The organism is Pseudomonas sp. R25(2017), from assembly GCF_002112565.1.
GTDB lineage: Bacteria > Pseudomonadota > Gammaproteobacteria > Pseudomonadales > Pseudomonadaceae > Aquipseudomonas > Aquipseudomonas ekonensis.
On sequence record NZ_NEHZ01000013.1, the window covers coordinates 43,170 to 65,170 of the forward strand.

The window sequence follows — 22,001 nt, forward strand, 5'->3', positions numbered from 1 at the left end:
CTCACTCCACAAACAGGGTCGCGGGTTGTTCGAGCAGGCCACGGATGGCCTGGATGAAGAGCGCCGCGTCCATGCCGTCGACCACGCGGTGATCGAAGGAGCTGGAGAGGTTCATCATCTTGCGGATCACCACCTGGCCTTTGACGACCATCGGCCGTTCGACGATTTTGTTCACGCCGACGATGGCCACTTCCGGCAGGTTCAGCACCGGGGTGCTGACGATGCCGCCCAGCGCGCCGAGGCTGGTCAGGGTGATGGTCGAGCCGGACAGTTCGTCGCGGCTGGCCTTGCCGTTGCGCGCGGCGTTGGCCAGGCGGGCGATCTCTGCGGCGCTGCCCCACAGGCTGCGGGCTTCGGCGTGGCGCACCACCGGCACCATCAGGCCGACGTCGCTCTGGGTGGCGACACCGACATGCACCGCACCGAGGCGGTGGATGACCTGGGCCTCGTCGTCGTAACGGGCGTTCATCTGCGGGAAGTCGCGCAGGGCGACGACCAGCGCCCGCACCAGGAACGGCAGCAGGGTGAGCTTGCCGCGGCTGGCGCCGTGCTTGTCGTTCAGGTGCGCGCGCAGCTCTTCGATGGCGGTGACGTCGATTTCCTCGACGTAGCTGAAGTGCGCGGCGCGTTGGGTGGATTCCTGCATGCGCTGGGCGATCTTGCGGCGCATGCCGATCACCGGGATCTGCTCTTCGTCGTTGCGCTGGGCGTAAGCGTTGGCGGCAGGCGCCGAAGCGTTCGACTGACCTTGCGCCAGGTAGGCGTCGAGGTCTTCGTGCAGCACCCGGCCGGCCGGGCCGGAACCGCGCACCAGGCGCAGCTGGATGCCCAGGTCCAGCGCGTGCTTGCGCACCGCCGGGGAGGCCAGCGGACGGTCGCCGGCCTCGCGGGCCACCATCGGGCCCTGGCAAACGGCGGCCGGACGCGGTGCGGCGGCAGGTTTGCTTTCGATGACGGCCTCGACCTTCGGCGCCACGGGGGCCGGGGCTTCCTTGACCGGAGCCGGCGCGGCGGACTCCTTCAGGTTGCCGGCGCCTTCGACTTCGATGCTGATCAGCACGCTGCCGACGGCCATCACTTCACCTGGCTGCCCGCCGAGGGCGATGACCTTGCCGTGCACCGGCGACGGGATGTCGACCATGGCCTTGTCGGTCATGACGTCGGCCAGCACCTGGTCTTCGACGACCAGATCCCCGACCTTGACGTGCCACTGCGACAGTTCTACTTCTGCGATGCCTTCGCCGATGTCCGGCATTTTAATGACGTGCGTGCCCATTCAGACCTCCATGACCCGTTTCAACGCCGCGCCCACTCGGGACGGCCCTGGGAAATACGCCCACTCCTGCGCGTGCGGGTAGGGGGTGTCCCAACCGGTGACGCGCTCGATCGGGGCTTCCAGGTGATGGAAGCAATGCTCTTGCACCAGCGACACCAACTCGGCGCCGAAACCGCAGGTGCGCGTGGCTTCGTGCACCACGACGCAGCGGCCGGTCTTCTTCACGGACTTGACGATGGTCTCAAGGTCCAGCGGCCACAGGCTGCGCAGGTCGATGACCTCGGCGTCCACGCCGCTCTCTTCGGCGGCCACCTGCGACACGTAGACGGTGGTGCCGTAGGTCAGCACGGTCACGTCCTTGCCCGGACGGGTGATGGCGGCGACGTCCAGCGGCACGGTGTAGTAGCCGTCCGGCACCTGGGCGGCGGGGTGTTTCGACCACGGGGTCACCGGGCGGTCGTGGTGGCCGTCGAACGGGCCGTTGTACAGGCGCTTGGGCTCCAGGAAGATCACCGGGTCATCGTTTTCGATGGAGGCGATCAGCAGGCCTTTGGCGTCGTAGGGGTTGGACGGCATGACGGTGCGCAGGCCGCAGACCTGGGTGAACAGGGCCTCGATGCTCTGGCTGTGGGTCTGGCCGCCGTAGATGCCGCCGCCGCAGGGCATGCGCAGGGTCATCGGCGCGGTGAACTCGCCGGCCGAGCGGTAGCGCAGGCGCGCCGCCTCGGAAATGATCTGGTCGTAGGCCGGGTACACGTAGTCGGCGAACTGGATTTCCACCACCGGGCGCAGGCCGTAGGCGCCCATGCCCACGGCGGTGCCGACGATGCCGCTCTCGGAGATCGGTGCGTCGAACACCCGCGAGGTGCCGTATTTGGTCTGCAGGCCTTCGGTGCAACGGAACACGCCGCCGAAGTAGCCGACGTCCTGGCCGAACACCACGACGTTGTCGTCGCGCTCAAGCATCACGTCCATGGCCGAGCGCAGGGCCTGGATCATGGTCATGGTGGTCGTGGTCATGGCGGTTTCCAGCTGGATATTGTTGTTGTGATCGTTCATCTCAGACCCCCAACTGCTGACGCTGGCGCTTCAAGTGCTCCGGCATCTCTTTGTATACGTCTTCGAACATGGTCGCGGCGCTCGGGATCTGCCCGCTGGTGAGGGTGCCGTGCTGCTCGGCCTGCTTCTGGGCGGCGATGACTTCGGCCTCGATCTCGGCGCTGGCGGCGGCGTGCTCTTCCTCCGACCAGTGGCCGATCTTGATCAGGTGCTGCTTCAGGCGAGCGATCGGGTCGCCCAGCGGGAAGTGGCTCCAGTCGTCGGCCGGGCGGTACTTGGACGGATCGTCGGAGGTCGAGTGCGGGCCGGCGCGGTAGGTGACCCATTCGATCATGGTCGGGCCCAGGCCCCGGCGGGCGCGTTCGGCGGCCCAGGCGGAGGCGGCGAAGGCGGCGACGAAGTCGTTGCCGTCCACGCGCAGGGAAGCGATGCCGCAGCCGACGCCGCGTCCGGCGAAGGTGGTGGCTTCACCGCCGGCGATGGCCTGGAAGGTGGAGATCGCCCACTGGTTGTTGACCACGTTGAGGATCACGGGGGCGCGATAGACGTGGGCGAAGGTGAGGGCGGTGTGGAAGTCCGATTCGGCGGTGGCGCCGTCGCCGATCCAGGCCGAGGCGATTTTGGTGTCGCCCTTGATCGCCGAGGCCATGCCCCAGCCCACGCCCTGGATGAATTGGGTGGCGAGGTTGCCGGAGATGGTGAAGAAACCGGCGTCCTTGACCGAGTACATGATCGGCAGCTGGCGACCCTTGAGCGGATCGCGCTCGTTGGACAGCAACTGGCAGATCAGATCCACCAGCGGCACTTCGCGGGCCATCAGGATGCTTTGCTGGCGGTAGGTCGGGAAGCACATGTCATCGATGTTCAGCGCCAGGGCCTGGGCGCTGCCGATGGCTTCCTCGCCGAGGCTCTGCATGTAGAACGACATCTTTTTCTGACGCTGGGCGACCACCATGCGGTTGTCGTAGATGCGCGTCTTGAGCATGGCGCGCATGCCCTTGCGCAGGATCTCGACCGGCACGTCTTCGGCCCAGGGGCCGTGGGCGTTGCCCTGGTCGTCGAGCACGCGGATCAGGCCACGGGCCAGGTCTGCGGTGTCGGCGGGCTCTACGTCGATGGAAGGCTTGCGCATCGTGCCGGCGTCGGTCAGATGCAGGTAGGAGAAGTCGGTTTTGCAGCCTGGGCGGCCCGAGGGTTCGGGCACGTGCAGACGCAGCGGTTCATACGCTTGGGTCATGGCTTCTACGCTCGATCTTGTGAATTTCTTGTAGTGAGCTGACAGTCGTTCTTCGGTAAAAGAATTTTTGTCCTACAACAATCATAGGCCCGGCCAAGAAGAATATTTCTCTGTGTTTCGTTGCGCTGAAGATCATTTGCAGATAGAAAATCTGCATAAACATAAAAAACAGGTGGTTTTGTCTCATGCGCAAACTGGACCGTACCGACATCGGCATTCTCAACAGCCTTCAGGAGAATGCGCGCATCACCAACGCCGACCTCGCCCGTTCGGTCAACCTGTCGCCGACGCCGTGCTTCAACCGGGTCAAGGCGATGGAGGAACTGGGGGTGATCCGCGAGCAGGTGACCTTGCTCGATGCGGATCTTTTGGGCCTGCACGTCAACGTGTTCATCCATGTGAGCCTGGAGAAGCAGGTGGAGGAAGCCTTGCAGCATTTCGAAGAGGCGATCTCGGACCGCCCCGAAGTGATGGAGTGCTACTTGATGGCCGGCGACCCGGACTACCTGATCCGGGTGCTGGTGCCGACGATCCAGTCGCTTGAGCGCTTCATGATGGACTTTCTGACCAAGGTGCCGGGCGTGGCGAACATCCGCTCAAGCTTTGCGCTCAAGCAGGTGCGCTACAAGACCGCGCTGCCGCTGCCGGCGAACGGGTTGACCTTGGGCAGTTGAGCCCCACGGGCGGTCAGACGGAGGCGTACCTGTAGTTGAGCGCTTGCGTGTCGATCGTCTCTTGTACGGTGAAGGTCTGCGGCCACGGCGCCGGTTCGTTGTCCGGGTGGAAGACCAGGGTCTGATTCAGCAACGGCTCCGCAAATGGCTTGCCGCTGCTGCGGTGCTGTTGCTTCCAGCGTTCCCACAGCAGGTCCATGTAGCAGTGGTGCAGGAAGAAGATCGGGTCGTTGGGGGAGGACGCTTCCGCCATGTTGCCGCCGATCCAGCCATGCACCGGATTGTGCAACTGGCGTTGGGAGACCAATTCCCATCCGTTGGCATCTTGCTGGTAGGAGGGGCGATTGAGCACGTCGATCACCTCGTCCGGCCCGGGCAGCCTGCCGGCCTGCCCGAAGTTGCGGCGCAGACTGATGTTGTCCGGCGTGGGAGCGATGTCGGTGTCCCATACGGCGACCCTGAACCGGTTGGCCTCCAGGGTGAACGGGCCGCTGATCAGGTGCTGCCGGTCCAGATTGTCGCCGTTGGCGCCCATGAAGTCCGAGGTGAAGGGGTTGTCGGCGCCGGTGAGCTGCCAGTTCCAGTAGGGCAGGGTGATGTCGGGGTCGTCGACGGCGGACTGCAGGGCCAGTTCGAACTGGCGCAGCAGGACTCGGTGCCAAGGGTAGAACAAAGGGGTGGCGTGGGGATTGGGAACCAGCGGATTGCCCCTGCCCATCGAGTTCTTGTGGATCTGCACGAAGTCGTCGTAGCGGCTCTGCTGTCCGGGCCGCAGCACGCTGTCGACATCGTTTTTCAGCGTGAGGACGGCCCTGACGAAACGGGATTTCTGATCCGGCGTCATGTCCCGGTGGTTGATGCGAATGTCCATATTGCGAAAACTCCATTGAATGTTTGCGCATTCGAGTTTCCGCATGGAGGACGCTTCGTTCAATTCGACCCTATCGCCGGCACCCGTGGGAAAAAGAATCGCAAAGGTGTCGGGCATTCCGCCTCAAAAGGCATTGAGCGGAATTTTCAGGTACGTCACGCCGTTGCTTTCCGCCGGCGGCAGGTTGCCCGCCCGCACGTTCACCTGGATCGCCGGCAGCAGCAGCGTCGGCATGCCCAGCCCGGCGTCGCGCCGGGTGCGCATCTGGACGAACGCCGCCTCATCGATGCCGTCGTGCACATGGATGTTGCTTTTGCGCTGTTCGCCGACGGTGGTCTGGCACTGCGGGCCGCGGCCGGCCGGCGGGTAATCGTGGCAGACGTAGAGTTTGACGCTGGCGGGGAAGGCCAGCAGCTTGTGGATCGACTTGAACAATTGATGGGCGTCGCCACCGGGGAAGTCGCAGCGGGCGGTGCCGACGTCCGGCATGAACAGGGTGTCGCCGACCAGGATCTGCTCGCCGTCGATCAGGTAGGCCATGTCCGCCGGCGTGTGGCCGGGGACGTGCAGGGCGGTGGCCTTGAGGCCGCCGATCATGAAGGATTCGCCGGGGGCGAACAGGTGATCGAACTGCGAGCCGTCGACGCAAAATTCCGGCTCCAGGTTGAACAGCGCCTTGAACACGTCCTGCACCTTGCTGATCGCCTGGCCGATGGCGATCTTGCCGCCCAGCTCCCGGCGCAGGTACGGCGCGGCGGAGAGGTGGTCGGCATGGGCGTGGGTTTCCAGCAGCCATTGCACGTGCAGGCCATGGGCGCGGACGAAGGCGATGATCTTGTCGGCCTGGGCGGTGCAGGTGCGGCCGGCGGCGCCGTCGTAGTCGAGCACCGGATCGACGATCGCGCACTGACCGCCGTCGGCCTCGTAGACCACGTAGCTGTAGGTCGAGGAGACGGGGTCGAGGAAGGCTTCAATCAGTGCGGGCATGGAGATGAACCTGTGAAAGGGGACGAGAAGTCAGTCATGGGTTGCAACACTTTATGTAAAAACATAATGTTCGCAGCTTAAGTGACGTTGAAGGCTTCCTGCAAATGCAATCCAGTCTGACCGAATGTGAAGTCGCCCAACTGCGGGCGTCGGCCTCCAAGGCCTGTTCGCTGCTCAAGGCCCTGGCCAACGAGGACCGGCTGTTGATCCTGTGCCAGTTGACCCAGGGCGAACGCAACGTCGGCGACCTGGAAAAGATGACCGGCGTGCGTCAGCCGACCCTGTCCCAGCAGTTGGGCATCCTGCGCGATGAAGGGCTGGTCGCGACCCGCCGTGAAGGCAAGTACATTTTCTACGGCCTCGCCAGTCACGAAGTGATCCAGGTGATGAAAACCCTCTCGGGCCTGTACTGCGGCGCGGTGCTCAAGAGTTGGGAACAGCCAGGACCCCAATAACGAAACACGGCACCTGCGGGAGCGGGCCTGATCGCGATTGCGGTGGTTCAGGCCATGTCGATGGCGAATGTCGCGCCGTCATCGCGCGCCGGCTCGCTCCCGCATCCATCCTTGCGTGCAGCAAAAGGAACAAGCAATGAACGACCAACACTGGGGCCCCTCCATCAGTGCGGACATCGTGGTCATCGGCGGCGGTACGGCCGGCATCGGTTTCGTCGCCAGCCTGCTCAAGCGTGACCCGACCCTGAAAGTCACCGTGATCGAACCGAGCACCCACCATTACTACCAACCGGCGTGGACGCTGGTCGGCGGCGGCGCCTACGACGTGAAGGACACCGCGCGGCCGATGACGTCGGTGCTGCCGCGCCAGGCGACCTGGGTGCAGGCCCTGGTGACCTGCGTCGACCCGGACAAGCGCCAGCTCACCCTCAACGACGACCGCACCGTCAGCTACCGCAACCTGATCGTCTGCCCCGGCCTGCGCCTGGCCTGGGAGAAGATCGAAGGCCTGCAGGAAAGCCTCGGCCGGCACGGCGTCACCTCCAACTACAGTTACCAGCACGCGGCCTACACTTGGGAACTGGTGCAGAACCTGCGCGGCGGCAAGGCGTTGTTCACCCAGCCGGCGATGCCGATCAAATGCGCCGGCGCGCCGCAGAAGGCGCTGTACCTGTCCTGCGATCACTGGCTCCAGTCTTCGGTGCTGAACGGCATCGACGTGGAGTTCAACCTGGCCGGACCTGCGCTGTTCGGCGTGCCGACCTTCGTGCCGCCGCTGATGAAGTACATCGAGAAGTACAACGCCCGGCTGGCGTTCAATTCGAACCTGGTGAAGGTGGACGGCCCGGCGAAGACCGCGTGGTTCGAGGTCAAGGACGCCGACGGCAACGTCACCCGCGAGGCGAAGGCCTTCGACCTGCTGCACGCCGTGCCGCCGCAGGTCGCCCCGGACTTCATCGCGCAGAGCCCCTTGGCCGATGCGGCCGGTTGGTGCGAGGTCAATCCGCACACGCTGCAGCATCCGCGCTACCCCGAGGTGTTCGGCCTGGGCGACATCTGTGGCACCGCCAACGCCAAGACCGCCGCGGCGGTGCGCAAGCAGGTCGTGGTGGTCGCGCAGAACCTGCTGGCCCTGCGCAAGGGCCAGCCGCTGCCGCTCAAGTACGACGGCTACGGGTCGTGCCCGCTGACGGTGGAGAAGGGCAAGGTGATCCTCGCCGAGTTCGGCTACGGCGGCAAACTGCTGCCGACCTTCGCCCTCGACCCGACCGTGCCGCGCCGTTCGGCGTGGTGGCTGAAGGCGACGTTGCTGCCGTGGTTCTACTGGAACGGCATGCTCAAGGGTCGCGAATGGCTGACCGGCCTGTCCAGAGTCGACTGAGATCCGCTTATGTTGCTGGCAAGTCTGTTTGGTGTGGTGATGGGGCTGATCCTCGGCCTGACCGGCGCGGGCGGCGGGATTCTCGCCGTGCCGGCGCTGGTGCTGGGGTTGGGCTGGAGCATGACGCAAGCGGCGCCGGTGGCGCTGTTCGCGGTGGGCAGCGCGGCGGCGGTCGGCGCCATCGACGGCTTGCGCCACGGGCTGGTGCGCTACCGTGCGGCGTTGTTGATCGCGGCGCTGGGGGCGGTGTTTTCGCCGCTGGGCATCTACTTCGCCCATCAGTTGCCGGAGAAGATCCTAATGATCCTCTTCAGCCTGCTGATGGTGATGGTGGCCGGGCGCATGCTGCGCCGCGAACGCAAGGAAGAGGGGCCGAGCGACCACGGCCATGCCAGTTGGGGGCAGAAGAACTGCATGCTCAACCAGCAGACCGGACGCCTGGCCTGGACCGCCAAATGCACCGCGACCCTCGCGGCGCTGGGGGCGGTGACCGGCGTGGTGTCGGGACTGCTCGGCGTCGGCGGCGGCTTTCTGATCGTGCCGGCGTTCAAGCAACTGACCGATGTGCAGATGCGCGGCATCGTCGCCACGTCGCTGATGGTGATCAGCCTGATCTCCGCCATCGGCGTGGCCGGTGCGTTCCACGCCGGGGTGCGGATCGATCACGTGGGCGCAGCGTTCATCGTCGCCAGCATCGTCGGCATGATCATCGGCCGCAAGCTCTGCTACCTGGTGCCGGCGCGGGCCTTGCAGGTGGGGTTCGCCGGGGTGTGCCTGGTGGTGGCGGCCTACATGATGCTGCGGGCCTGAATTTGCGATGACGGCGAGGAAGCGTCCTCGCCGCAAGCCTCAGTGGTTATAGGCCGCTTCGCTGTCGTCGATCAGCGGATCCTTCTCGGTCAGCACGATCTGCGCGATCCGGTCCTTGCGCATGAAGCTCACCTTCGGATGGGACTGGGCGTAACGGATGAAGCGCTCCATGGCCTCGACCATCGCTGGGGTGCCGCCGATACGGTCGTGCAGGCTGACCGACATCATCCGCCGTTTCTCGGCGCCCTCGGCATACAGGCGGTCGAACTCCAGCACCAGCTGCTGGTAGAACTGCTCGGCGGAGAAGTGCCGGCCCTCGACCAGCACGATGTCGTTGTTGCGCAGGGTGTACGGCACCACGGCGAACTTGCGGCCGCGCACCAGGGTCACGAACGGTTCGTCGCGGCTGACGTCGTCGATGTGGTAGGTGAAGTTCAGGTCCTGCAGCACCTTCAGCGTGTTGGGGCTGCGCCGCAGCCAGTTGGCGTTGTAGCCCACCGAGCGCTGGCCGGTGATTTTCTCCACGGCGGCCACGCCGTCGCCGATGAACTGCTTTTCCTGGGCGTAGTTCATGTTGTACGAATCGGCCCAGCGCATGCCATGGGCCGCCACTTCGTGGCCGCGTTCGGCGATGGCCTTGGCCAGTTCCGGGTGCTTGAGCGCCGCTTCGCCGACCACATGGGAGGTGACCTTGATGCCGGTACGGTCCCACAGGTCGAGCATCCGCCACAGGCCTTCCTTGTAGCCGTAGTCGAACCAGGTCTGCGCCGGCAGGTCGGGGTAGCCCTTGGGCAGCGGGCTGCCGGAGAACGGGCTTTCGGCGCCTTCCGGCTGGCCGCCGGTCTCGAATTGCATCGACACCGAAATCACCAGCTGCGAGCCGTCCGGCCAGGGGCGTTCCTGGGCGAAGGCGAGGGCGGGCAGCAACAGGGCGGCGGCCAGAAGGCTTTTTAACGGACGCAGGGAGCGTCGACGGTTGGACGTGGTCATAGCGAACACCTTGCAGTTGAGAAGTGCGGCAAGGTTGGCATCGGCGGGCGGCGGGAAACATCCGCTGCGGGCGAGATGACCTTTAAACAATTTTTACGAATCGGGCGGGGCAGTGGTCTGCCTCAAGCCCTGCGGTGCCTGGGCCGACGTCATCGCGGGCAAGCCCGCTCCCACAGGTCTTGTGCACGGCACGGTCAATGTGGGAGCGGGCTTGCCCGCGATGAGGCCGTTTCAGTCACCGTCGACAGGGCTGACTCCACGCTATTGCGAGCAGTTCCGATTCCACAGCGGATATGGGTTTGGCCGTGGTTTTGCGTCACACTTGTTCAACTTTCCGGCACAAGGCCTTTCAATGGATCACTACGCCCCGCGCAACTGGCAGCCCCACGAGAAGCCCAGCCTGCCGGGTTCCCCCTCGACGCCGCTGCATTCCAACCCCAAGCGCCTGGCCTATGCGCTGGTGGGGTTGCTGGTGGCGTTGACCGGCGGGCTGGGCAATTCGCTGGTGGTCGCCAACCTGCCTTACCTGCAAGGCGCGCTCGGCGCGACCACGGCGGAGATGGCCTGGCTGCCGGCGGCGTATGTGATGACCAACGTGTCGATGAACCTGTTGCTGGTGAAGTTCCGCCAGCAGTTCGGCCTGCGGGCGTTCACCGAGGTGTTCCTGGTGCTGTACGCGCTGGTGACCTTCGGCCACCTGTTCGTCAACGACCTGAGTTCGGCGATTGCGGTGCGCGCCGCCCACGGCATGGTCGGCGCGGCGCTCAGTTCCCTGGGCCTGTATTACATGGTGCAGGCGTTCCCGGCCAAATGGCGGATGAAGGCGCTGGTGCTGGGGCTGGGCGCGTCGCAGCTGGCCTTGCCGTTGGCGCGGCTGTTCTCCGAAGACCTCTTGCAGATCGCCGAATGGCGCGGCCTGTACCTGTTCGAAATGGGCATGGCGCTGCTGTCGCTGGGCTGCGTGCTGATGCTGAAACTGCCGCCGGGCGACCGCTTCCGCACCTTCGAACCGCTGGACTTCCTCACCTTCGCCATCCTCGCCAGCGGCGTGGCGCTGCTCTGCGCGGTGCTGTCGCTGGGGCGGATCGACTGGTGGCTGGAGGCGCGCTGGATCGGCATCGCCCTGGCGGCGGCCATCGTGCTGATCCTGGCGGGCCTGGCCATCGAGCACAACCGCAGCAACCCGATGCTGATGACCCGCTGGCTCGGCAGCGGGGTGATGATCCGCCTGGCCCTGGCGGTGATCCTGATCCGCATGGTCACTTCGGAGCAGTCCACCGGCGCCGTGGGGTTCATGCAGAACCTGAACATGGGCAGCCAGCAGTTGCACAGCCTGTACGTGGTGATGCTGATCGGCAGCATCGCCGGGCTGCTCACCAGCGCGCTGACCATCAATCCTGCGCACTTGCTCCTGCCGTTGATCATCTCCCTGGCGCTGATGGCCACCGGGTCGGTGATGGACAGCTACTCGAACAACCTGACGCGCCCGCAGAACCTCTACTTCAGCCAGTTCCTGCTGGCGTTCGGCAGCACCTTCTTCCTCGGGCCGACCATGGTGCTCGGCACCCGCAACGTGCTGACCAATCCGCGCAACCTGGTGAGCTTCTCGGTGCTGTTCGGGATCTGCAACAACCTCGGCGGCCTGATCGGCGCGGCGTTGCTGGGCACGTTCCAGATCGCGCGCGAGAAGTTCCACTCCAGCCACATCGTCGACCAACTGGTGCTGGCCGATCCCCAGGTGGCCGCCCGCGTGCAGGGCGGCGGCTCGGCGGTGGGCTCGCTGATCGCCGATCCGGGCCTGCGCAACCTGCAAGGCATCCGCAGCCTGGCCAACGCCGCCACCCGCGAAGCCAACATCCTGGCCTACAACGATGTGTTCATGCTGATCGCCGTGATCGCGGTGCTGACCCTGATCTGGATTTCCGTCCGCGCGCTGTGGCTGGTCAGCACCACCCGCACGGTTTCTCCCAAGCCTTCCGTCCCCTCCAGCGGTGCCTCTTCTTCATGACCGAACCGACCGTCACCACCAACGCCATTGCCGCCACGCCCGAGGGTGTGGCGCCGCCGTCGTCGCCCAACACCGAACCGCGTTCCCTGCGGGTGCGGATCATCTCGTCGCTGGGGTTCGCCGCCATCGCCCTGGTCGGCGTGCTGATCGTGCTGTACGCCTGGCAGCTGCCGCCGTTCAGCAGCGCCGTCGAAACCACCGAGAACGCTTTGGTGCGCGGGCAAGTGACGATCATCGGCCCGCAGCTCAGCGGCTACGTGTACGAAGTGCCGGTGCAGGACTTCCAGTTTGTCAAGGAAGGCGACCTGCTGGTGCGCCTGGACGACCGCATCTACAAGCAGCGGCTGGATCAGTCGCTGGCGCAGCTGGCGGTGCAGAAGGCCGCGCTGGCCAACGTGGTGCAGCAGCGCAACAGCGCCGAGGCGACCATCAAGCTGCGTCAGGCGGCGCTGGCCGACAGCGAGGCCCAGGCGCGCAAGAGCGGGGCGGACCTGGCGCGCAACAAGGCGCTGGTGAGCGACGGTTCGGTGTCCCGGCGCGAGCTGGACGTGACCCTTGCCGCCAGTGCCCAGACCACCGCGTCGGTGGCCCAGGCCAAGGCGAACCTTGAGATCGCCCGGCAGGACCTGCAGACGGTGATCGTCAACCGCGGCTCCCTGGAAGCGGCGGTGGCCAGCGCCGAGGCGGCGGTGCAACTGGCGCGGATCGATTTGTCCAACACCCGCATCATCGCCCCCCGTGACGGCCAGTTGGGGCAGATCGGCGTGCGCCTCGGCGCCTACGTCAACTCCGGCGCGCAACTGATGGCGCTGGTGCCGAACCAGAAGTGGGTGATCGCCAACCTCAAGGAAACCCAGATGGACAACGTGCGGGTCGGCCAGCCGGCGACCTTCACGGTCGATGCGCTGAACCACCGCAGATTCACCGGCCGGGTGCAGCATGTGTCGCCGGGCACCGGTTCCGAATTCGCCCTGTTGCAGGCCGACAACGCCACCGGCAATTTCGTGAAGATCGCCCAGCGGGTGCCGGTGCGCATCACCATCGACCCCGACCAGCAGGAGAGCGAGCGGTTGCGGCCGGGGATGTCGGTGGTGGTGAGCATCGACACGGCGGCGGGGGACACCCAGCCGCACTGATTCCCGGCAAGTCCTGCGGGCCACTGCCCCTGTAGGAGCGAGACTGCTCGCGATTGCGGTCTGTCAGTTGCATTAATGCCGGCAGGCCCACCGCTATCGCGAGCAAGCTCGCTCCCACAGGTTTTGTGGCATTCGCAACAGAGGTGAGCGCCCGCTGAGGCTTCAGGCGGCGATCATCGGCGGCAGGGTGCCGAGCAGCGACACCGCCGCCACTGCGCCGATCCCCAGCAGCCATTCCAGCGTCACGCTGCGCCTGAGGGCAGCGGCGCGCCGTTCGCAGTCCTTGATCCGCAGGCGGTTGAACAGCGCCAGCCCGAGCATGCCGAGCACCAGCAGCGCCTTGATCAGCAGGATCAGGGCGAAGCCCGTGAACAGCGGCGTCGGCCACCACTGGCCGGTCAGCGCCCGCACGTTGATCAGGCCGGTGACCAGCAACCCCGCCACCAACCCGTAGCCGATGCCGCTGAAGCTACGCAGCACCGGCGCGATGGCGATTTGCGGCCGGCGCAGGACCCTCACCAGCACCCGCAACCCGCCGAGCCAGGCGCCGACGCAGGTCAGGTGGACGATCTGGTTGAGGATCAGCAGTTGCCCGTGCCAGCCGTCGAACATGGCGCCGTGGCCGACCGGCGCCAGCGTCGCCAGCAGCAGGGCGGCGAGGCCCAGGCGCAACGGCCGGCGCGTGCGCCAGGGCGTGAACAGCAGCATCAGCAGCAGGGCGTTGAGCAACAGGTGCCAGCGCCAGACCTGGCCGAAGAACGTCTGCTGCGACACCAGCGCCAACGTCTGCGGATCGAACGCCGCCGCCAGCGAACCGGCCATGCTTGCGGTGACCAGCAACGCCCAGACGACGCCGCTGACCAGGGCCACGGCCGCCAACCAGCGGCTGGAGCGAAGGTCCGCGTCTGTCGCATCAGCCTTGAGCAGCAGCGGCCGGAACAGCCAGGCCCCGAACAGCGTCAGCACCACGGTGAAATGCAGGAACCGGCACAGCACCAACGCTTCGGCCATGGACTATTGGCCGACCTTGAACTGATAGGCGCCTTCGCTGTTGTGCGTGTCGACCGACACCGCGTGCCATTCGACCTTGTACTCGCCGGCGGTCAGCGGCGCCTCGGGGGTGACGATCAAGGTCTTCTTGTCATCTTCGGTGGTCAGCGGCTTGACCGTCACCGGCGCGCCGTCGCGGGTGATCGTGACCTTGGTGAACGTGGTCTCGACGCCTTCGGAAAACTTAAGGCGCAGTTCCGTCGGCGCGGCGACGGTGCTGTCGGCGGCCGGCACCTGGGATTTGAGGTGGGCGTGGGCGAACGCCTGGGAAACGGTCAACGACGCCAGCAGGGCGCCGGCGGTCAGCAGGGTTTTCATCGGCATGGGGCAGTTCCCTTTCAGTGAAGTCGCGGGGCTGAGTATAGAGCGCGCCTCAGTCGGCCTTCAGGCGCATGTGTATGACCGGAAACGGTCGGCCTTCGCCGTCGGTCTCCGAGCGGCCGATGTCTTCGAAACCGTAGTGCCGGTAGAAGCCGTGGGCCTGGGGATTCTGTTCGTTGACGTCGACCTTCAGCCGCGGGCGCCGGACATGGTCGAGCAGGCGGCGGCCGATGCCCTGGCCGCGCTGCGCCGGGTCGATGAACAGCATCTGCACGGTGTCCGCATCGGTCGCGATGAAGCCGGCCGGGCTGCGGTCGGGGTTCTCGAACACCCACACGTCGAGGGCCGGCAGGTAGGTGTCGCGCACCAGCGGGAACAGCCGCTGGATGTCGTCTTCGGGCAGGAAGGCGTGGGTGGCGCGCACCGAGCGTTCCCACAGGGCGGCGAGGGCGGGATCGTCCGCAGCGATGCGCTGGCGAATGTTCACGGGCAGGATCCTTCAGCGGATGACGGGGAGAAGGGGGGCGATCCTAAACCAGATGAGCCGGCCTGTGTGTGAAGAATCGTGCCTGGCTGTCGCCCGCTGCCCAGAGCGGATGCTAGTCTTCAACAACGTTGTCGACAGGGAGCCCTCATGGGCAATCACAAGATCGGAATCCGCCGCAGTAACGTCGAGAAGATCCTGTTGGCGGCGGAAAAGGTGTTCGCCGAAAAAGGCTTCGGCGGCACGGCCATGGCCGACATCGCCGCCGAAGTGCAACTGCCGCGCTCCAACCTGCATTACTACTTCAGCACCAAGGGCGAGCTGTACAGCGCGGTGCTGCTGGATCTGCTGGACGTGTGGAAGCAGGACGCGCTGTGCTTCGAGATGTTCGACGACCCGCGCGTGGTGCTCAGCAGCTACATCCGCGCCAAGATGAACCACTCGCGCAGCCGCCCCTACGGCTCCAAGGTGTGGGCCAACGAGATCATCCACGGCGCGCCGACCCTGGGCGAGGCGCTGGACGCCAGCCTGTACGACTGGGCGAAGATGAAGGAAGCCAAGATCCGCCAATGGGTGGAGGACAAGCGCATCCTCCCGGTGGAACCGTCGAGCCTGCTGTACATGATCTGGGCCTCGACCCAGCACTACGCCGACTTCGATCATCAGGTGAACATTCTCAACGAGCACCAGCCGCTGTCGGACATGCAGTTCGAGCGGGCGGTGCAGACGGTGACCGGGGTGATCCTGCGGGGGATCGGGCTGGAGCCCTGAGCCCTGAGCCTTGAGTCTTGAGGTGCCGGGGCGGGCCTCATCGCCAGCAGGCTGGCTCCCACAGGAAGAATGTGGGAGCCAGCCTGCTGGCGATGGCGCCGGTTCAGGCGCCGCCGCCCTCAAGGGCTGACATGGTAGGGATTGCGCGGATCATGGTTCCAGTCCAGGAACGGCTTGCCGGACTCCACCGGCACCATCTCGATGCAGTCCTGCACCGGGCAGGTGATCTGGCACAGGTTGCAGCCCACGCATTCCTCATCGATCACTTCATAGGTGTGCGTGCCGTCCGCCTGGCGCAGGCTGGCGATGGCCTGGTGCGAGGTGTCCTCGCAGGCGATGTGGCAGCGCCCGCAGCCGATGCACGCCTCTTGGTCGATCTTCGCGATCACCTGGTAGTTGATGTCCAGGTACTTCCAGTCGGTGGTGTTGCCCACCGCCCGCCCGGAGAAATCCGCAAGGCTGGCGTAGCCCTGACTGTCCATCCAGCGTGACAGCCCGTCCTTCATCTCCTCGACGATGCGGAACCCGTGCAGCATCGCCGCCGTGCACACCTGCACCGCGCCGCTGCCCAGGGCGATGAACTCCGCCGCGTCGCGCCAACTGCCGATGCCGCCGATGCCGCAGATCGGTAAGCCATGGGTCTGCGGGTCGCGGGCGATTTCCGCCACCATGTTCAGCGCGATCGGTTTGACCGCCGAGCCGCAGTAGCCGCCGTGGGTGCTTTTGCTGCCGACGGTGGGCAGGGCGACCATGTGCTCCAGGTCGACGCTGGTGATGGAGTTGATGGTGTTGATCAGCGACACCGCATCGGCGCCGCCCCGGTGCGCGGCGCGGGCGGCGACGCGGATGTCGGTGATGTTGGGAGTCAGCTTGACGATCACCGGCAGCGAACAGTAGGTCTTGCACCAGCGCGTCACCTGCTCGACGTACTCCGGCACCTGGCCGACCGCCGCGCCCATGCCGCGCTCGGGCATGCCGTGGGGGCAGCCGAAGTTGAGCTCGATGCCGTCGGCGCCGGTGGCCTCCACCAGCGGCAGGATACGTTTCCACGATTCCTCCACGCACGGCACCATCAGCGAAACGATCAGCGCCCGGTCCGGCCAGTCCTTCTTCACCTGGGTGATTTCCCGCAGGTTGATTTCCAGCGAGCGGTCGGTGATGAGCTCGATGTTGTTGATGCCCAGCACCTCGCGGTTGGCCCCGTAGTGGGCCGAGTAGCGCGAGGACACGTTGACCGCCGCCGGGTCCTCGCCCAGGGTTTTCCAGACCACGCCGCCCCAGCCGGCCTCGAAGGCGCGCACCACGTTGTAGGCCTTGTCGGTCGGCGGCGCGGAGGCGAGCCAGAACGGGTTGGGGGCTTTGATGCCGGCGAAGACAATCGAGAGATCGGCCATTTACGCAGCCTCCACGTTGAGCGTCAGTTGGGCGTTGATGGCCTCGGCGGCCCGTTTGCCGTGCTGCACCGCCTGCACGGTCAGGTCCTGGTCGAGGCTGGTGCAGTCGCCGCCGGCGTAGACGCCGGGAATGCTGGTCTGCAGGTGCTCGTCCACCTGGATCCGCTCGCCTTGGCGCTTGAGTTCGCGGGCCAGCGGGTCGGCGAGGGCGGCGCCGTCGAACGCCTGGCCGATGGCCTTGAAGATCGCGTCGGCGGCCAGCTCGAAGGTTTCGCCGGTGGTCTGCAGGTGGCCCTCCACCAGATGGGTGCGGGCGAAGCGCATGCCGCGCACGTGGCCTTGGCCGTCCAGCAGCACTTCCTCCGGTTGGGCCCAGGTCAGCAGCCGCACCTGGTTGGCCTTGGCGATGTCCTGTTCGTGGCCGGTGGCGCCCATGTCCGCCGCGCCACGGCGGTACACCAGGTTGACGTCGCGGGCGCCGAGGCGAGCCATCTGCACGGCCATGTCGATGGCGGTGTTGCCGGCACCCAGCACGATGCAGCGCTCGGCCAGGGGCAGTTGGGTGAGGTCGTCGGCCTGGCGCAGTTCGCGGATGTAGTCGGTGGCGGCGAGCAGGCCGGGGGCGTCTTCGTGGGGCAGGCCCAACTGCTTGCTGGCGTTGAGGCCCAGGCCGAGGAACACCGCGTCGAACTGCTGGTGCAGTTCGCTGAGGGTGAGGTGGTCGCCGAGCCTTTGGCCGTGGCGGATTTCGATGCCGCCGATCTGCAGCAGGAACTCCAGTTCCTTCTGCGCGTAGTCGTCCACCAGCTTGTACTTGGCGATCCCGTATTCGTTGAGTCCGCCAGCCTTTTCCCGTGCCTCGAAAATCACCACGTCATGGCCGTGCATGGCGCTGCGGTGGGCGCAGGACAGCCCGGCGGGGCCGGCGCCGACCACGGCGATGCGCTTGCCGGTGCTGGCCGCCCGCCGGAACGGGTGTTCGGTGAAGTGCGCATTGTCCACGGCATAGCGCTGCAGCAGGCCGATCAGCACCGGCGCGCACTCGTGGGCGTTGTTGCGCACGCAGGCTTGCTGGCAGAGGATTTCGGTCGGGCACACCCGCGCGCAACTGCCGCCGAGGATGTTGGCCGACAGGATCTTCTGCGCGGCGCCGGGCACGTTGTCCTGGTGGATGTTGCGGATGAACGAGGGAATGTCGATTTCGCTCGGGCATGCGTTGACGCACGGCGCGTCGTAGCAGTACAGGCAGCGCGAGGCTTCCAGGTGCGCCTGGCGGTCGTTGAGCGGCGGCGCCAGGTCGGTGAAATGGCCGGCCAGGGCGGTGGCGCTTTCGTGCGGGTGCGGGAGGTGGTTCAGGGACTCGATCACGGTGGTGTGCCTCACGGTTATTTGAGGTTTTCTGCCTCTGTCGGGCAGTGGTTTTGTGGTGCTTGAAAGGGCCCCATCGCCGGCAAGCCAGCTCCCACAGGTTCTTGGGTGAACACAATCGTTGTGTGCGACTGCAATCACTGTGGGAGCTGGCTTGCCAGCGATAGGTCGAAGGCCGATTTCAGCGTTTCACGGCAGTGGGCTTGTGCTGCTCGGCCCGCTTGCTCAGCAGGTCGAACACCGCCGGGTACGCCGGCCGCTCGATGTAGCGCCCGGCCCCGCGTTCGGCGCGCAGGTCGCCGTCGGCCCAGACCACCCGGCCCTGGCTGATGGTGTGGCTGGGCACGCCGCGCACGGTCTTGCCTTCGAAGATGTTGAAGTCCACCTGCTGATGGTGGGTCTTGGCGGAGATGGTGCGGGTGCCTTCGGGATCCCACAGCACCAGGTCGGCATCGGCGCCGACCCGGATCGCGCCCTTGCGCGGGTAGAGGTTGAAGATCTTGGCGGTGTGGGTGGAGGTGAGGGCGACGAAGGCCTGCATCGACAGGCGCCCGGTGTTCACCCCTTCGTCCCACAGCACCGCCATGCGGTCTTCGATGCCGGCGGTGCCGTTGGGGATCTTGCTGAAATCGTCGCGCCCGGCGGCTTTCTGCTCGGCGCAGAAGCAGCAGTGGTCGGTGGCGGTGGTGTGCAGGTTGCCCGATTGCAGACCGTGCCACAGCGCCTCCTGATGCCCGCGCGGGCGGAACGGCGGGCTCATCACGTAGCCGGCGGCGGTCTGCCAGTCCGGGTGACGGTAGACGCTGTCGTCCAGCAGCAGGTGCCCGGCCAGCACTTCGCCGTAGACCGGCTGGCCCTTGCCGCGGGCGTAGGTGATCTCGTCCAGCGCTTCCTTAGTCGAGACGTGCACCAGGTACAGCGGCGTGCCGAGGGTCTCGGCGATGCGGATGGCCCGGCTTGCGGCTTCGCCTTCGACCTGGGAGGGGCGCGACAGCGGATGCGCCTCGGGGCCGGTGATGCCCTGGGCCAGCAGCTTGCGTTGCAGGTGATAGACCAGTTCACCGTTCTCCGCGTGCACGGTGGGCACGGCGCCGAGTTCCAGGCAGCGTTCGAAGCTCGCCACCAGGGTGTCGTCGGCGGCCATGATCGCGTTCTTGTAGGCCATGAAATGCTTGAAGCTGTTGATCCCGTGGTGGTGCACCAACTCGGCCATTTCTTCGCGCACCTGCTCGCTCCACCAGGTGATCGCGACGTGGAAGCCGTAGTCGGACGCGGACTTTTGCGCCCAGCCACGCCACTGGTGGAAGGCTTCGAGCAGTGATTGCTGCGGATTGGGAATCACGAAGTCGATGATCGACGTGGTGCCGCCGGCCAGCCCCGCCGCCGTGCCGCTGTAGAAGTCCTCGCTGGCCACGGTGCCCATGAAGGGCAGTTGCATGTGGGTGTGCGGATCGATGCCGCCGGGCATCAGGTATTGCCCGCTGCCGTCGAGCACTTCGGCGCCGGCCGGAACATCGAGGTGTTCACCGATGGCCTTGATCACGCCGTCGGCGCAATACACATCGGCGCGGTAACTTTCATCATGGGTGACAACGGTGGCGCCACGGATCAACAGAGACATTCCGGATTCCTCGCAGGCATGACCGGCTTGTGCCGGTTCTAGATGTTTTTATCGTTGCTAAGCGCAATCGGTTGAATCTTGTCAGGTCTGTCAGGAATAGACGCTAGTCGCAGATATGAGATTGGGCAAGATTATTTTTCATAAGCTTATTCGGTTAATAACTTATTGATTTAAAATAATAAATAGCAAAAATCCCAAAAATGGTGAGGCCCTTCACCATTTTGACGCACTTGACAGGATGCAAATATGGTCAAGATTTCCTATGTGAAATCAGCCGCTTGAAACCGGGCGGAAAGCGATGCGCCATAACGAAAATAAATGTGATGCACCAAGTTGAGTCCTGACAGTTCGGACAACTTGCCCGGCATTCGGCCTGAGTGCCCGGACAACTTTCCAGGGACGTTGCGAACATAAAATTAAACTGATGGATATCAGTGGCTTGACCCGTTGCAAAGGTACCGCCCGAGCGTCCTGCGCAGAACCCGGCACGCAATTTGATGCCGTCGCTGACGCCTTGGCCGGTGCGTGAACGTTGTCGATTCCTCCGGCCATCGTCCGGCCCGCACCTTCGTGCGCAGCCGCCTGATGAGCAAAAAAATAATCAGAAGAACAGTGGAGCGGCCATGCAACAGAACAGATCGCAAGTGACCGAGCGCGACGGCTTGTTCGAACTCGACGCCGGCAGCGACGTCCTCGACAGTCCCCGTTACAACCACGACATGGCGCCCACCCGGGTGCGTGAACGCACCTGGAACAAGTGGCACATCACCGCGCTGTGGATCGGCATGTCGATCTGCGTGCCGACCTACACCCTGGGCGGCGTACTGACCGCCTATTTCGGGCTGACGGTCGGCGAGGCGCTGCTGGCGATCCTGTTGGCCAACGTCATCGTGCTCATTCCCCTGACCCTCAACGCCTTCGCCGGCACCAAGTACGGCATTCCGTTCCCGGTGCTGCTGCGGTCGTCGTTCGGGATACTCGGCTCCAACGTGCCGTGCCTGATCCGGGCGCTGGTGGCGTGCGGCTGGTTCGGCATCCAGACGATGTTCGGCGGGTTGGCGATCCACCTGTTTCTCGGCTCGGTCTTCGAGGGCTGGAAGTCCCTCGGCGGTACGGGGGAGGTGATCGGTTTCATGGTGTTCTGGGCGCTCAACCTGTGGGTGGTGATCCGCGGCGCCGAATCGATCAAGTGGCTGGAGACCCTGTCCGCGCCGCTGCTGGTGGCAGTGGGGCTGGGGCTGTTGGTGTGGGCGATGCCCAACGTGTCGATGACCGAACTGCTGGCCATCCCGCCGAAACGCCCCGAGGGCGCCAGCGTGGTCGGTTACTTCGCGGCAGGCCTGACGGCGATGGTCGGCTTCTGGGCCACGCTGTCGCTGAACATCCCCGATTTCAGCCGCTACGCCAAAAGCCAGAAGGACCAGATCCTGGGGCAGATCTTCGGCCTGCCGCTGACCATGTTCCTGTTCGCCGCGCTGGGCGTGGTGATGACCGCCGCGTCAGTGAAGCTGGTGGGGGTGACCGTGTCCGACCCGGTCAGCCTGATCGGCCACATCCAGAGCCCCGCGTGGGTCGCGGTGGCCATGGCGCTGATCATCATCGCCACGCTGTCGACCAACACTGCCGCCAACATCGTTTCGCCCACCAACGACTTCCAGAACATCGCCCCGCGGATCATCGACCGTACCAAGGCGGTGCTGCTGACCGGTCTGGTGGGGCTGCTGCTGATGGGCCATGAACTGCTCAAGAAGCTCGGCCTGATCGTGTCCGACGTCAGCCTGGAGACCGTGTACTCGAACTGGCTGCTGGGCTACTCCAGCCTGCTGGGGCCCATCGCCGGGATCATGGTGGTGGACTATTTCCTGATCAAGAAACAGCGCCTGGATCTGGCCGGCCTGTACCGCGACGACGTGTACCCGGCCTGGAACGCGGCGGGGTTCATCGCCTTCGGCGTGCCGGTGGCGCTGACCCTGCTGTCGCTGGGCAGCGATGCCTTCAACTGGTTCTACAGCTATGGCTGGTTCACTGGCTCGGCGTTGGGCGGGTTGATCTATTACGGGCTGTGCGTGTTGCGCACGCAGCCTGCGGCCGTGAAAACGGCGGTGTAG

Annotated in this window: 20 protein-coding genes; 8 read left to right on the forward strand and 12 right to left on the reverse strand. The window is 65.4% G+C overall.

Annotated elements, in window-relative coordinates; all coding sequences use genetic code 11:
• Window position 1 precedes the first annotated feature (1 nt).
• The 3 genes from CAG31_RS17545 to CAG31_RS17555 are packed head-to-tail and all read right to left on the reverse strand — an operon-like array spanning window position 2 to window position 3,572.
• A complete protein-coding gene (locus tag CAG31_RS17545) occupies window positions 2–1,276 on the reverse strand; it encodes a dihydrolipoamide acetyltransferase family protein (protein ID WP_085583399.1) in 1,275 nt (424 codons plus the stop codon).
• On the reverse strand, window positions 1,277–2,335 hold the full coding sequence (locus CAG31_RS17550; protein WP_085583401.1) for an alpha-ketoacid dehydrogenase subunit beta: 1,059 nt from the start codon (window positions 2,333–2,335) through the stop codon (window positions 1,277–1,279). It lies immediately after the preceding gene.
• Window position 2,336: 1 nt separating this feature from the next.
• Window positions 2,337–3,572 carry a 3-methyl-2-oxobutanoate dehydrogenase (2-methylpropanoyl-transferring) subunit alpha gene (locus CAG31_RS17555; protein WP_085583403.1) on the reverse strand — a complete coding sequence of 412 codons (1,236 nt, stop codon included), beginning with the start codon at window positions 3,570–3,572 and terminating at the stop codon, window positions 2,337–2,339.
• Between the two features lie 185 nt (window positions 3,573–3,757).
• Between CAG31_RS17555 and bkdR the strand changes: the two genes are divergently transcribed.
• A complete protein-coding gene (bkdR, locus tag CAG31_RS17560) occupies window positions 3,758–4,246 on the forward strand; it encodes a Bkd operon transcriptional regulator BkdR (protein ID WP_007988200.1) in 489 nt (162 codons plus the stop codon).
• Window positions 4,247–4,259: 13 nt separating this feature from the next.
• On the opposite strand, the gene CAG31_RS17565 is transcribed toward bkdR, so the two are convergent.
• A complete protein-coding gene (locus CAG31_RS17565) occupies window positions 4,260–5,117 on the reverse strand; it encodes a tyrosinase family protein (protein WP_085583405.1) in 858 nt (285 codons plus the stop codon).
• Between the two features lie 123 nt (window positions 5,118–5,240).
• A complete protein-coding gene (locus CAG31_RS17570) occupies window positions 5,241–6,104 on the reverse strand; it encodes an MBL fold metallo-hydrolase (RefSeq protein WP_085583407.1) in 864 nt (287 codons plus the stop codon).
• 104 nt (window positions 6,105–6,208) lie between these two features.
• Between CAG31_RS17570 and CAG31_RS17575 the strand changes: the two genes are divergently transcribed.
• The 3 genes from CAG31_RS17575 to CAG31_RS17585 all read left to right on the forward strand — a co-directional run bounded on the left by CAG31_RS17575 (window position 6,209) and on the right by CAG31_RS17585 (window position 8,750).
• Complete coding sequence (locus CAG31_RS17575; RefSeq protein WP_085583409.1) at window positions 6,209–6,559, forward strand: helix-turn-helix transcriptional regulator; 351 nt, start codon at window positions 6,209–6,211, stop codon at window positions 6,557–6,559.
• A 136-nt stretch (window positions 6,560–6,695) separates the two neighbouring features.
• Window positions 6,696–7,940, forward strand: a complete 1,245-nt coding sequence (locus CAG31_RS17580) for an FAD/NAD(P)-binding oxidoreductase (protein ID WP_085583411.1) — start codon at window positions 6,696–6,698, stop codon at window positions 7,938–7,940.
• Window positions 7,941–7,949: 9 nt separating this feature from the next.
• Entirely contained in the window at window positions 7,950–8,750 is an 801-nt protein-coding gene (locus CAG31_RS17585; RefSeq protein ID WP_085583413.1) for a sulfite exporter TauE/SafE family protein, read from the forward strand.
• Between the two features lie 39 nt (window positions 8,751–8,789).
• On the opposite strand, the gene CAG31_RS17590 is transcribed toward CAG31_RS17585, so the two are convergent.
• Complete coding sequence (locus CAG31_RS17590; protein ID WP_085583415.1) at window positions 8,790–9,740, reverse strand: polysaccharide deacetylase family protein; 951 nt, start codon at window positions 9,738–9,740, stop codon at window positions 8,790–8,792.
• Between the two features lie 352 nt (window positions 9,741–10,092).
• Here CAG31_RS17590 and CAG31_RS17595 point away from each other — a divergent pair, with 352 nt between their 5' ends.
• The gene (locus tag CAG31_RS17595; protein WP_085583417.1) at window positions 10,093–11,748 is read left to right on the forward strand and encodes an MFS transporter; all 1,656 of its coding nucleotides are present in this window, start codon (window positions 10,093–10,095) and stop codon (window positions 11,746–11,748) included.
• Window positions 11,745–12,884, forward strand: coding sequence for an HlyD family secretion protein (locus CAG31_RS17600; protein ID WP_085583419.1), 1,140 nt, complete (start codon window positions 11,745–11,747; stop codon window positions 12,882–12,884). Before CAG31_RS17595 ends, CAG31_RS17600 begins: the two co-directional genes overlap by 4 nt.
• Window positions 12,885–13,046: 162 nt before the next feature.
• Here CAG31_RS17600 and copD read toward each other — a convergent pair whose 3' ends face one another.
• From copD to CAG31_RS17615, 3 genes are read right to left on the reverse strand one after another with little or no spacing between them, the layout of a single operon-like run.
• Entirely contained in the window at window positions 13,047–13,895 is an 849-nt protein-coding gene (gene copD / locus CAG31_RS17605; RefSeq protein ID WP_085583421.1) for a copper homeostasis membrane protein CopD, read from the reverse strand.
• A 3-nt stretch (window positions 13,896–13,898) separates the two neighbouring features.
• Window positions 13,899–14,258 carry a copper homeostasis periplasmic binding protein CopC gene (gene copC, locus CAG31_RS17610; protein WP_085583423.1) on the reverse strand — a complete coding sequence of 120 codons (360 nt, stop codon included), beginning with the start codon at window positions 14,256–14,258 and terminating at the stop codon, window positions 13,899–13,901.
• 49 nt (window positions 14,259–14,307) lie between these two features.
• Window positions 14,308–14,742 (reverse strand): GNAT family N-acetyltransferase, encoded by a 435-nt coding sequence (locus CAG31_RS17615; RefSeq protein WP_085583425.1) that lies wholly within the window; start codon window positions 14,740–14,742, stop codon window positions 14,308–14,310.
• 147 nt (window positions 14,743–14,889) lie between these two features.
• On the opposite strand from CAG31_RS17615, the gene CAG31_RS17620 reads away from it, so the two are divergent.
• Window positions 14,890–15,510 (forward strand): TetR/AcrR family transcriptional regulator, encoded by a 621-nt coding sequence (locus CAG31_RS17620; protein ID WP_085583427.1) that lies wholly within the window; start codon window positions 14,890–14,892, stop codon window positions 15,508–15,510.
• A gap of 119 nt (window positions 15,511–15,629) precedes the next feature.
• On the opposite strand, the gene preA is transcribed toward CAG31_RS17620, so the two are convergent.
• From preA to hydA, 3 genes are all read right to left on the reverse strand, one after another.
• On the reverse strand, window positions 15,630–16,904 hold the full coding sequence (gene preA / locus CAG31_RS17625) for an NAD-dependent dihydropyrimidine dehydrogenase subunit PreA (RefSeq protein WP_085583429.1): 1,275 nt from the start codon (window positions 16,902–16,904) through the stop codon (window positions 15,630–15,632).
• Entirely contained in the window at window positions 16,905–18,272 is a 1,368-nt protein-coding gene (locus CAG31_RS17630; protein WP_085583431.1) for an NAD(P)-dependent oxidoreductase, read from the reverse strand.
• 181 nt (window positions 18,273–18,453) lie between these two features.
• On the reverse strand, window positions 18,454–19,893 hold the full coding sequence (gene hydA / locus CAG31_RS17635; protein ID WP_085583433.1) for a dihydropyrimidinase: 1,440 nt from the start codon (window positions 19,891–19,893) through the stop codon (window positions 18,454–18,456).
• 623 nt (window positions 19,894–20,516) lie between these two features.
• On the opposite strand from hydA, the gene CAG31_RS17640 reads away from it, so the two are divergent.
• Entirely contained in the window at window positions 20,517–22,001 is a 1,485-nt protein-coding gene (locus CAG31_RS17640; protein ID WP_085583435.1) for an NCS1 family nucleobase:cation symporter-1, read from the forward strand.